Source organism: Microbacterium hibisci (assembly GCF_015278255.1).
GTDB classification, from domain to species: Bacteria; Actinomycetota; Actinomycetes; order Actinomycetales; family Microbacteriaceae; genus Microbacterium; species Microbacterium hibisci.
The window spans coordinates 56626-69008 of record NZ_JADIJC010000004.1 but is presented as its reverse complement, the minus strand read 5'-3'; the positions used below and the strand labels follow the sequence as shown (position 1 = coordinate 69008).

The 12383-nt window shown below is 73.2% G+C and carries 8 protein-coding genes; 6 read left to right on the top strand and 2 right to left on the bottom strand.

The features are described 5' to 3' along the window. The first annotated feature begins 152 nt into the window (after positions 1-152). A complete protein-coding gene (locus IM770_RS08630; RefSeq protein ID WP_239065973.1) occupies positions 153-1493 on the top strand; it encodes a hypothetical protein in 1341 nt (446 codons plus the stop codon). Between the two features lie 253 nt (positions 1494-1746). On the opposite strand, the gene IM770_RS08625 is transcribed toward IM770_RS08630, so the two are convergent. Continuing rightward, the gene (locus IM770_RS08625; RefSeq protein ID WP_203580735.1) at positions 1747-3387 is read right to left on the bottom strand and encodes an MFS transporter; all 1641 of its coding nucleotides are present in this window, start codon (positions 3385-3387) and stop codon (positions 1747-1749) included. Positions 3388-3459: 72 nt separating this feature from the next. On the opposite strand from IM770_RS08625, the gene IM770_RS08620 reads away from it, so the two are divergent. Further along, positions 3460-4137, top strand: a complete 678-nt coding sequence (locus tag IM770_RS08620) for a DNA-3-methyladenine glycosylase (protein WP_203580734.1) — start codon at positions 3460-3462, stop codon at positions 4135-4137. A 30-nt stretch (positions 4138-4167) separates the two neighbouring features. Here the strand turns inward: IM770_RS08620 and IM770_RS08615 are convergent, their stop codons facing one another. Then, a complete protein-coding gene (locus IM770_RS08615; protein ID WP_203580733.1) occupies positions 4168-9585 on the bottom strand; it encodes an SCO7613 C-terminal domain-containing membrane protein in 5418 nt (1805 codons plus the stop codon). Between the two features lie 403 nt (positions 9586-9988). Between IM770_RS08615 and rpmB the strand changes: the two genes are divergently transcribed. From rpmB to IM770_RS08595, 4 genes are all read left to right on the top strand, one after another. Next, on the top strand, positions 9989-10225 hold the full coding sequence (gene rpmB / locus IM770_RS08610) for a 50S ribosomal protein L28 (RefSeq protein ID WP_013584774.1): 237 nt from the start codon (positions 9989-9991) through the stop codon (positions 10223-10225). Next, complete coding sequence (gene rpmG / locus IM770_RS08605) at positions 10225-10395, top strand: 50S ribosomal protein L33 (protein WP_018173550.1); 171 nt, start codon at positions 10225-10227, stop codon at positions 10393-10395. The genes rpmB and rpmG overlap by 1 nt, the downstream gene beginning before the upstream one ends. Positions 10396-10398: 3 nt before the next feature. Beyond that, positions 10399-10704, top strand: coding sequence for a 30S ribosomal protein S14 (gene rpsN, locus IM770_RS08600; protein ID WP_018173549.1), 306 nt, complete (start codon positions 10399-10401; stop codon positions 10702-10704). A 145-nt stretch (positions 10705-10849) separates the two neighbouring features. Further along, entirely contained in the window at positions 10850-12376 is a 1527-nt protein-coding gene (locus tag IM770_RS08595) for an alpha-N-arabinofuranosidase (protein WP_203580732.1), read from the top strand. Positions 12377-12383 lie beyond the last annotated feature (7 nt).

Here is a 12383-nt window from a genome sequence, read left to right as displayed (position 1 = left end):
CAGGCCGGGGTGCGAGCCGGGGCGCAGGCTCGAGCCCGGGCCGCTCCACGCCGCACGCGCGCCGCAGCGTGACCGCGGGCGCCGGACCGGGCACGCGGAGCGCGCGGGCGCGCCGCCGACGGGGGCGCGCGTTCGTCGGCACCTTCGCGATCGTGACGGCCGTGCTCGCGGTGTTCGGGCTCGCGGGGGCCGCCGCGACCGTGGCGCAGGGGCCCCGGGTCACCGACGTGTATGTCGATCCGGAGGCGGCGGCCGCGGCATCCGGCTCCCGTCTCATCGTCACCACGACGCAGTCGCTCGCCGAGGTCGACCCTTCGCAGGTCACCGTCTCGCCGGCCACGCCCTTCGCCGTCGACACGTCGGGGCGCAGCGTGGGCGTGCGGTTCACCCTGCCGCTGTGGGACGACACCGAGTACACGGTCACGATCGACGAGGTCGCCTCGCTCGGCGGCGGCCCGCCGGCGACGATCACCGAGACCTTCCGCACGCCGCCGGCCGAGGTGTACCTGCTGCAGCGCGGCACCGACGACGGCGACCTGATCTACCGCTCCGACCTCACCGGCCAGCAGGCGGTGCCGGTCTTCCGCCACGCGCACATCGAGGACTTCCGCGCGACGGGCGAGCACCTCGTCGTGTCGGTGCGCACCGACGACGATGAGGCGGGGCTCATCGTCACCGATCTCGACGGCGAAGATCCCCGCGAGCTGCCGCTGCCCGGCGACGGGTACGTGTCGAACCTGCAGAGCGCCGACCGTGGCGAGCGGATCGGCTACACCTTCTCCGATGCCGAGCTCGACGCCGACTCGGGTCGTGAGAGCCGCCTGTACACCGCCTCGCTCGGCGACGCAGGCGCCGATCCGGTCGCGATCGAGGTGGAGGGCGCCGACCCCCGTGTCGCGGAGTGGCGTTTCGTGCCCGACACCGACAGCATGCTGCTGCTGTCGTTCGACGGCTCGCTGCTGCTGACGGGCCCCGACGCGGGCACCGCCGCGACGGCGCTCGGCACCGCCATCGGCATCGACGGCATCGCCCGCGGCTCGAGCGAGGCCGTCGTCGACCGCCTCGAGCAGGCGTCGGTCATCGACCTGACCGACGCGAGCGAGGCGCCGCTGGTCGCCCCCGAGGTCGACCTCGGCGGCACGACGTCGGTGACGCCGCTGCCGGACGGGTCGACGGTCCGCACGGCCGCCGTGCTCGCCGAGGACGGCCTGCCCACCGGGCGTACCTCAGTGGCGCTCGTCGCGGCGGACGGCGCGACGAGCATGCTCACCGAGATCGCCGACACGGATGCCGTCATCCAGGTGTGCGTGTCGCCCAGCGCCCGCTACGTCGCCGTGATGGTGGCGCCGGATGCCGTGAGCAACACCTACGACACCTATCAGCTCCCGTTGCCGGAGCGCCCCGAGACGCGCGTCCTCGAGGTCGACGGCGGCGAGCAGGTGATCGCCCTGAACGGCGCCTCGATCTCGTGGTGCCAGGTGCCGCCCCGCTAGCGCCCGCGCCGCTTCCCGGCATCCGTCCCTCCCTCCTCCCGTCCTTCTTTTCCGTCGAGAAACCGCGGTGTCGTCGAACGACCACGTTCTCGGCGTCGACGTCATGGTCGCTCGTCGAGATCGCGGTTTCTCGGCAACGGTGAGGGGGGAGGCGACGGGACGGCCGGCAGGCGACGGGGCACGGGCGCGCCGGCCCGCGACGGGACACGAGAGCGGCGGGCCGTGGCGCGGCGCGACGCGCGGGCGGGCCGGGTCAGTCGCGAGGAGGGGGCGGAGCGGATGCCGGAGCCTGGGGCCGCTCGGCCGGCTCGGGGATCCTCGACGGCAGGCCGGCCGAGAGCATGAGCCCGAGCACCGTCAGGGCGAACACGAGGAACAGCGACTGCCGCAGCGACTCGACCTGCGTGTCGGCGTAGAGCTGGGCGATCTCGGCGGCGGACTCGTCGTCGGCGCCGGCGTCGCGCAGGATCTCTTCGGCCTGGTCCTGGGAGATGATCGGCGCGCCCTTGGACGCGACGGCGACGACCTCGTCGCGGATGTCGTCGGGCAGGGTGTCGCTCTGCTGCAGCGCGCCGGTGAAGCCCGACGTGAGCAGCAGGATGAACACCGAACCGACGATCGCCGTGCCGAACGACGAGCCGAGGTTCTGGAACGTTCCCTGGAGGCCGCCCACCTCTGACGTGTCCGACTGGTCCACGGCCGACATGTTGACGTTTCCGAGCTGCGACGCGAGCAGGCCGAAGCCGGCGCCCACCACGAACATGCCCGCCGCGAAGGCCCAGTCGGCGAGCTCGGGCTGCACCGCCACGAACACGATCAGCACGCCGAGTCCGAGCGTCAGCTGGCCGATGCGGCCGATGTTCTGCGCGGAGCGCACCGTCGACAGGCGCGACCCGAGCATCGAGAAGATGATGAGGCCGATCGACAGCGGCAGGATCTTCAGGCCGGTCTGCAGCGCGTCGAAGCCGAGGATCGTCTGCAGGTACACCGGGATGACGAAGAACAGCGCGGCGATCGCGAAGTACTGCGCCATGAACATCGTCAGGCCGCTGCGCAACGCGGGGATGCGCAGCAGGCTGACCTTGAGCAGGGGCACGCCGCCCGTGCGCTCGAGGTGCTGCTGGCGTTTCACGAACAGCCACAGCACGACGATCGACAGCAGGATCAGGTAGGCCACGGGCGAGACGCCGAGCGGTGCGAACGGCTGGCCGTTGATGACGGGCGGGTCGAGCGGCACGAACCAGCCCCAGCTCTTGGACTGCAGGATGCCGTAGACGAGCAGGGCGAGGCCGAGCGCCGAGAGCACCACGCTCAAGAGGTCGATGCGCAGCTTGCGGTCGCCGGGGACGTCCTTGATGCGCCCCGACACGATCAGCACGAGGGTCATCACGACCGCCTCGGCGACGAAGACGTAGCGCCACGACGAGTAGGTGGTGACGAGTCCGCCGATGAGCGGACCGGCGGCTGCGGCGCCGCCGGTGACGGCACCGAGCACCGCGAAGGCGACGACCCGCGCGCGCCCTTCGTAGTTGATGGCCGCCAGTGCCGCGATCGCGGGGATCACCAGGACGGCGCCGAGACCCTCGACGAGTGACCAGCCGAACATGAGCACCGTGAGGTTCGGGCTCAGCGCGGTGGTGAGCGATCCGATGCCGTAGACGATCGAGCCGATGCGGAACGCCAGGCTGCGACCCCAGCGGTCGCCGAGCTTGCCGCCGGTGAGCATGAACGCGGCCATGGTGAGCGCGTAGAAGGTGATCGCCGCCTGCATGCCCGAGATGTCGGTGCCGAGGTCGTGGGCGACGGTCGAGATCGAGACGTTCATGACCGTGCTGTCGAGCACCATGATGAACTGCGACACGCTCAGCAGGATGAGCACGAACCACTTCCCCATGCCGGAACAGTAGCGAAAGCCGGGAAGCGCAACCCCGAACGTGACGCCGACGCGCGGACGTAGACTCGCCGCATGGTGCGGGACCGGTGGCGAGCGGCGACCCGCGCCGATCTGCGCGGCCTGCCCGCCGACGTCGCGCCGTCGCTGCTCGGAGCCCGGCTCACGACCGTGGTCGAGGGCGAGACGGTGGTCGTTCGGCTGACCGAGGTCGAGGCCTACCACGGCCGCGGCACCGGCCCGCAGCCCGATCCGGGCTCCCACGCGCGCATGGGCCCGACTGCCCGCAACGCCACCATGTGGGGCGAGCCCGGCCACCTCTACGTCTACCTGAGTCACGGCATCCACTCGTGCGTGAACGTCGTGTGCGGTCCCGAGGGTGTCGCGGGCGGGATCCTGCTGCGTGCGGGTCAGGTGATCGATGGGACGGATGCCGCGACCCGGCGCCGACCCGCGGCGCGCACGCCGCGCGACCTCGCGCGCGGACCCGGCCGGCTGGGCGACGCGGTGGGGCTGCGGCATCCGTTCCACGACGGCATCGACGCGATCACGGGGACCGCTCTGCACGGCGCGACGGCCCGGCTCGACCTGCTCGTCGACCCGCTCGCCGAGATCGCGTCGGGTCCGCGCGTGGGCGTGGCCGGGGTGGCCGGCACCGCCGCGTTCCCGTGGCGGTACTGGATCCCGGGCGACCCCACGGTGTCGCCGTTCCGGTGGGGCCGCGGCGCGCGCGAGGTCGCTGAAGCGGTCTGATCGCTCACCCGCGCGCCCGGCTCCGCGGGGTCAGCGCAGCGAGGTGACCGCGACGAACGCGGAGCGCAGGGCGCGCATGCGCTTCTCGTAGCGGGCGGCGATGAAGATGAGCAGCGCACCCCCGAGGCCGAGCCACAGCCACCACGGCACCGCGACGTAGGCGTTCGAGATCCACGGCCACAGCTGTGCGACGGCGTGCAGGAGGAGCACCGCCGACCCGAGCACCAGCGGCGCCTGCAGGCGGTACACCGCTCCGATCACGACCATCGCGATCGCGACCAGCCCGAGCCCGACGATCCGCCACAGGGCGGTGTCGTCGGAGGTCGCCGTGCCGCCGAGCCACGACCCGGAGCCGGAGAAGTCGTGCAGGAGCGACGGCACGGTGAGGAGCGCGAGCCAGGGACCCAGCGTCGGCCACGTGCGCGCTTCGGCGTGGCGACGCAGCGTGCGCGCGCCGAGGAGGATGCCGCCGATCGCCGGCGGCACGGTCACGAGCTCGACAGGGCGGACCCCGGCCGCGGTGAGCGCGACGAGCCCGAAGACCACACTCGCCACCGCGGCGGCGATGGCCGGCGACAGCCCCAGCCGGGCGCGGGCGGCGAAGCCGACCGCCGCGGCCACCGTGAGGGCGCTCATCACGATCACCGCCCGGAGCTCGTCGCCGGCCGTCTGCGTGAAGAGCAGCTGCAGCTCGGCCATCGCGAACAGCACCGACGCCGCCGCGAAGCCGGCGCCGGCGGCCCGTGCCACGACGGGCGTGTCGGTCGCACGCAGCGCCGCGAGGGCGATCGCGGCAGCGATGCCGGCAGCCGCCACCGCCCACAGGTCGGCCTCAAGTCCGGCACCGGCGAGCGGAGCGACGGCGAAGAAGCGCATCGCGCACGCGGCGACGGCCGAGACGAGCCCGCCCACCGCGAGCACGGCGCCCAGCGGCGCCCAGCGGCGGAGGCCCAGCACCGACGCACCGGCGACGCCCACGGCGCCGCCGATGACCGCGGTCACGGTCGTGGTGACGAGATCCGCGTCGGGACGGGTGATGGTGACCAGCACGAGCAGCGCGGCTCCGGCACCTGCGAGCACGGCCGCAGCGCGACCCGGTCGGTCGGTCGCCGCCGTCGCGGTGAAGAGCACTGCCACCGCGAGCACGCCGACGGCGGCGACGATGGCCGCGGCGGTGTCGCCCGCGACGCCCGGAGGAAGGAGTCCTCGGACGCCCATCGCGAGGGCCGCGGCGCCGAGGATGGCCACCGTCGGCGTGCGCAGGCTCCAGACGTCGGGGAAGCGCGGCGGGCGGGCTGCGGGCGTCGGCGCGGGGCTCCATGGTGCGCGCGCGGCGGCTCCGGCGGCGGCGGTGGCGGCTGCGGGCGCCGTTGCGGGCGCGGAGACGGGGGCGGAAGCGCCGGCGACCGCGGGCGCGGGGACTCGGGCGGGCGGCGGGACCACCGCGGGCGCCGGGATCGTTGCCGGAGTGTCGACGGCGCGGTCCGCAGGCTCGCGCACCGCAGCGACGCCGGCGGCGGCGAGGAGCGTGAGCACGACGTACGCCCAGACGCGCGCCGGCTCCGCAGCCACGATCAGGCTCGGCGCTGTCGCCAGCACGAGGCCGGTGATCCAGGCGGGCCCCTCGGCGGCGGGCCAGGAGGCGCCGCTGCTCCGGCGCCGCAGCATCCCGAGCACGGCCCCCACGAGGCACATCGCGGCGACCGGGAGCGATACCGCTTCGATCTCGACGACCGCGCCCTGCAGCCAGCCGGCCGTGCCGACGACGGCCGCGCTGGCGAGTGCGATCCAGCGGGTCGCGGCCGTCAGCGGCACCCGATCGAGGCCTGCGGCCGCCAGGTGCAGCGCGGCCAGCATGATGACGGTGCCGGCCACGATGCGGGGTTCGGCGGCGACCGTCACGATCACGGGAAGCGCGGCCACGAGTGCCGCGGGAGGAACGATGTGCCCGTACGCCCGCGACGACGCCCGGCCCGGCGGGACGCGCGCCATTCCGGCACCCGACGCGTAGGCGATGGCGACGAGCAGCACGACCCACAGCACGTGCCAGCCCGGTCCGTCGAGGGCGCGCTCGACCGCCACGAGGCCGAGACCCGTCATGGCGACGGCTGCGCCGGCGGGAGCGACGGGACGGATGCCGCGCACCGGCGTGAAGGCCAGCGCCAGGGTCACCACCACGGCCGCGAGCGCCACGACGACGCCGCGCAGCGCGTCTCCGGTCCACCCGGCGACCGCGGGAATCCAGAGCGCGAGCGCGAGGCCGACCGCCAGCGCGACGGTCGCCTCCGCACGTCGGCGCAGCCACACGAGCAGCGCGGCGAAGATCACCAGCGCAACCGCGACCGGCAGCACATACGACTCGATCGTGTACGACGTCGCGGGCGTCCCCTCCGTGAGCCACGACCACCACGCTGCGATCGCCGCGGCCACCGCCGGCCACGCCAGAAGGCGGCGCGGTGCGTCGGCCAGCGGCATCCCGTCCCGCGTGATCGCGAAGCGATCGTCGGCAGGATCGCCCGCCGGGGCGGCCCAGCCGCGGGAGACGGATGCCGCGGCCAAGCCCAGCCCGATGAGTGCGAGGATCGCCCACGCGAGCTGGCCCGAGACTCCCCACACGACGGTCAGCACCGTGACGCCGGCGCCGGCGTCGGCCGCGAGACGGCGCGCGGCGCGGGAGTCGAGGGTGGTACGCGGCGGGGCGCCGGCGGCGTCCCCACCGGTCGGCGCGTTCGAGGCCGGATCCGCGGTCGTGGGCGAGCGGCGGAGGAGAGCCGTGACGGCGGCGACCACCGGAACCACGACGGTGGCCGCGGTCAGCAGCAGCGGAGCCCATTCCTCGCCGCGCGCGTCGAAGGTGCGCAGCGCATCGAACACGGTCGCCGCCGCCACAGGCGCGGCCAGGGCGGCGGCCACGACGGCCGGAACTCCGTCGATGCGCGTACGCCCCATGGCCACGATGGCGAAGGCGACGAGCAGGAGGGCGCCGCGAACGATCCCGAGCGCCGGTTCGCCGATCGCCGAAAGCAGCGGACTCGTCTCCACGGCGCCCGACGCGGCCAAGCCGGCGACCGCGACGACACCGACGATCACGAGGAGCTCGGCGGCGAGGGCCAGCGCCGTGCGGCTCCCGCGCTCGATCCGCAGCGCGACGGCGGCTGCCAGCGTCGCCAGGGCGACCCACTGCAGCAGCGCCAGCGCCACCCAGGTCTCGGCTCCCGCCAGGCCGATCGCGACAGACAGGGCCGCCGGGGCGAACACTGTGGACAGTGCGGCGATCGCGACGGGCGCGATCGCGGTCGCGACCGCCGCGGTGCCGGTCGGCCGCACGACGATGCGCAGGGCGATCGGGTAGGCGATCGCGATGACGACCGCGACGGCCCAGAGCCACGGCGTGGCGACGCCGGCGACATAGGCGGTCGCGGCTGCCATCGCCCCTGCCACGATCCATCCGACCGGCGCGTGGTGCACGCCGGCGCGCGCCGCCGTGCCGGCGGGCGTCGCGGGGCCGGCGGGTGCCGCGGGGCCGTCGGGCGATGCGGGGACGAGGTTCGGCGACGGGACCGCGGGAGAGCTCCGGCGGACCGCGACGGCGGTGATGACGATCGCGGCCACGGCGATCACTCCCGCCAGGCCTACCAGCGCGGCGGGCACCGCCGTCCGAGCTCCGGCGGCCAGCATCACGACGGTCGCCGCCACCGGTGCCAGTTCGCGCAGGCCTGGACGGGTGAGCGTGGGCGCTCGCAGCAGCAGCGCGGCGATGAACACCGCCGCGCCGAGCGCGAGCCACGGATCCTCAGGGGCGAGCGCGGGCTGAGCCAGGGCTTCGGTCCGCCACGGCGTCCACCCGGACTCGATGGCCTGCGCCGCCTGCGCACCCCACCAGATCGTGACGCCGACGGTCGACACCGCCGCGACCGCTGCCGACACGATCGCCGCCGGCAGCAGCGCGCGCGAGTCGCGGCGAGAGCGCACGACGTCGAGGCCGTAGGCGACCAGGGCCGCGAGCCCCGGCGCGATGAGCAAGCTGTACACCGGCAGTTCGGTGCGCGCGGCGAGCTGCCAGCCGACGAGCGCCGCCGCGGCGGTCGCGAGGCCCGAGGCGACGCCCGCGATCGCCGTCGACGCGGGAAGGACGGCGCCGCCGACCGGGCGGCCGGCGAGCCATGCGTGCGCGATGCCGAGTGCGACAAGGCCCGCACTCGACCACACGACGATCGGCACCGCGTCACCCGTCAGGAAAAGAGCAGTGAGGGCCGCGCCGACGAGCGCGACCACACCCGCCACCGCCAGCACGAGCCGCTCGGGCACGCCCTCCGCGCCGCGTCGGGCCGACGACCACGGGGCGGGGAGCGCGTGCGCGAGCCCGCCGGCGGCGGCGCCGAGGAGGCCCGCGGTCACCGCCTCGCCGGCGGGGGCATCTACGAGCCCGGCCACGAGGAAGCCGATTCCGGCCGGGAACGCGAGCGACGCCGCGAGATCAGGTCCGCGAAGGTGCGACACGCGCGCCCACAGCCGGAACAGCACGGCCACCACCAGCGCCGACGCCCCGGTGTAGACGGCCGCGTCCACCGATCCGGCGCCGAAGAGGTCGTTCGCACGCACGGCCCACGCGTCCAGCGCGAGCAGCACGACACCCAGCGCCCCGATGCCTTCGGCGGTCGCGGTGAGGCTGCGACGCCGCAGCCACGACGCCAGGCCGATCGTCGCCAGCGTGATGCCGCCGATGATGAGGGCGCGCACCTCGATCCCCCACGCGAACCACGCCAGCACCAGGAAGAACACCGCCGCCACTCCCACGAGCGAGACGCCCACGATCAGCAGCAGCACCGGCACCGTGAGGCGACGACGGGGGGCGGATGCCGCGACCGCTGCCGGAGGCGGAGTGGCAGGTCGTGCGGTCCCTGGGCCGGCGGCCGACGTCGTCACCGGCGGCACCGGCGGAGCCGGCATGGGCACGGCCTGCGGACCCGCCGGCACGGGGGCCGAGACGGGCAGGTCCGGCACCGGGACCTCGGCGACGGGCGTCTCCGACACCGGCTGGTCCATGACCGACGACGTGAGGGACTCCTCGACGTCCGGCGCCGTGAGCGCAGCCGGCTCGAGAACGGCGGGTTCGGGCGTCACGGCCACGGGCACGTCGACGCTCATGGTCGCGGGGGCCAGGATCGCGGCATCCGTCACCGCAGCCGCCCGCGCGGCGGACGCCGCGACGGGCACGCGCGCCGAGGCGAGGATCTCGTCCATCAGCTGCTGGCGCTCGAGCTCGGCCGTCACGATCTCGCGGCCGAGCTCCAGCACGCGCGGGGCGCGGGCGTCGGTGAGCACGAAGGCGCACGTCGGGCAGACCGGCGCCGAGACGAGGGTGAAGCACGACGGGCACCGGCTCGCGTCGGCGAGGTCGAACGGAGAGACCGGCCACAGGCGGGCGCGGTCGGGCGAGGCGGTCATGGCGAGGGGCCCCTCTCTCTCGGATTGACGAACATGTTCCACCGGGGCGGCTGACCCGCGAGAGAATTTGTAGACAAGCGCACGCGCGCGCGCCGCGCGAGGCGGCGCTGATTGGACGACCTGTCAGGACGGATTCCCCAGCCGGAATATAGCGCCTCACCGGGTCGGGAGCCGGCGGCGGCCCGCGGAGCGCGGCGAATCGACGGCCGCGGGGCCCACGTCAAGCGCGACACGCCGTCCGTGCTAGACTGACTCTTTGTCTGCGCGCACTCCAGCACGCAGTACGTATCCCACTCTCGACACAGGCCGCTTCAGGGCGGTCCCTGAGCCTGTCGAAGGCGGGGTGCAGACAAGGGATCTTGGGTGGGGCCGTCCGGCTCCACGGTACTAAGGAGACATCACTATGGCAGCAGTGTGCCAGGTGACTGGAGCAGTTCCCGGCTTCGGTCACAACATCTCGCACTCGCACCGCCGGACGAAGCGCCGCTTCGACCCGAACGTGCAGAAGAAGACCTACTTCGTTCCGTCGCTGGGTCGCAACATCAAGCTGAACGTTTCGGCCAAGGGCATCAAGGTCATCGACGCCCGTGGCATCGAGGCGGTCGTGCGTGACCTCCAGGCGAAGGGTGTGAAGCTCTAATGGCCAAGAAGGCACAGGACGTCCGTCCGATCATCAAGCTGCGTTCGACCGCGGGCACGGGTTACACCTACGTCACGCGCAAGAACCGCCGCAACAACCCCGACCGCATCGTGCTCAAGAAGTACGACCCGGTCATCCGCAAGCACGTCGATTTCCGAGAGGAGCGTTGATCCATGGCTAAGAAGAGCAAGATCGCGCGCAACAAGCAGCGCCAGGAGGTCGTCGACCGCTACGCCGCCAAGCGCCTCGAGCTGAAGAAGGCGCTCGTCTCGCCGACCTCGACCGACGAGGAGCGCGAGGCCGCTCGCGTGGGCCTGCAGAAGCTGCCCCGCAACGCGTCGCCGGTCCGCCTGCGCTCGCGCGACGTCATCGACGGCCGCCCCCGCGGTGTCCTCACGAAGTTCGGCATCTCGCGTGTCCGCTTCCGTGACATGGCGCACCGTGGCGAGCTGCCCGGCGTGACCAAGTCGAGCTGGTGAGCATTCTCGGTCGCTGAGCCTGTCGAAGCGCCACGAAGGCCCGGAGTTCCTCGGAACTCCGGGCCTTCTGCTTTTCCGCTCGACATCCCCTCGCCTGCTGTGTATCGTTACAAATCGCTTCGCCCGATGTTTCGAAGGAGAAACCGTGCCCGACCTCCGCGCCCGCGCCGTGATCGACCTGGACGTCCCCGGTCCCGCGATCAGCCGCCACCTCTACGGCCACTTCGCCGAGCACCTGGGTCGCTGCATCTACGGCGGGTTCTACGTCGGCGAGGACTCCGAGATCCCGAACGAGCGCGGCATCCGGCTGGACGTGGTCGAGGCACTGAAGGGCATCGGCATCCCGAACCTGCGCTGGCCGGGCGGCTGCTTCGCCGACGAGTACCACTGGCGCGACGGCATCGGCCCCAAGGAGTCGCGGCCGCGCATGGTGAACACGCACTGGGGCGACATCGTCGAGAACAACCACTTCGGCACGCACGAGTTCATGGACCTCTGCGAGATGCTCGGCGCCGATGCGTACGTCAGCGGCAACGTCGGCAGCGGCAGCGTCCAGGAGATGAGCGAGTGGGTCGAGTACCTCACCCGCGACGGCGACAGCCCGATGGCGAGCCTTCGGCGGCAGAACGGGCGGGACGAGCCGTGGACGGTGCCGTTCTGGGGCATCGGCAACGAGGCGTGGGGGTGCGGCGGCAACTTCACCGCACCGCAGTTCGCGGCGGAGGCCCGCCGCTATGCGACGTTCTGCCGTGATCACGGCGGCAACAAGCTCTACCGGATCGCGGCCGGCGCGTCCGACGACGACGTCAGCTGGACGACCGCGCTCATGGAGGCGCTCAACTGCCTGGGCTGCCAGCGCGACCCGAAGAACATCTTCCAGGCCATCTCGTTCCACTACTACACGCTCGCCGGCACGTGGGAGCACAAGGGCAGCGCGACCTCGTTCTCGACCGATGAGTACTACGCCACCATGTCGAAGGCGCAGGACGTCGACCGCATCATCCGCGCGCACGCGCGGATCATGGACGCCTACGACCCCGGCAAGAAGGTCGGGCTCGTGCTCGACGAGTGGGGCACGTGGTGGGACGTCGAAGAGGGCACCAACCCGGGCTTCCTCTACCAGCAGAACACCGTGCGCGACGCCCTTGTGGCCGCCGTGCACTTCGACGCCTTCCACCGCAACGCCGACCGCCTCGTGATGGCGAACATCGCGCAGACCGTGAACGTGCTGCAGGCGATGCTGCTGACGGATGCCGCAACCGGCGCCCTCGTCCTCACGCCGACGTATCACGTCTTCGAGATGAACCGAGGTCACCACGACGCCACGTCGCTCGCCGTGCACGTGCTGGACGCGCCCGAGCCGCGCGACGCGGACGGGCGACCGCTGCAGGTGCTGTCGGCCTCGGCCAGCACGACCGGCTCGACCGCGCTGCTGTCGCTCAGCAACCTCGACGCCGAGGCATCCCTCACCATCGAGGTCGACCTTCGCGGCCGGCCCGTCGCCTCCGCGTCGGCCAGGGTGCTCACCGGCGACTCGGCCGCCGCGCACAACACCGCGGAGGCGCCCGATGCCGTCGCGCCCGTGGCGCTCGAGACCGAGCTGGACGCGGGGACGCTCCGGGTCACGCTGCCGGCGCACTCGTTCGCCACCGTGGCGCTGGAACTGGCCTGACGGTTCG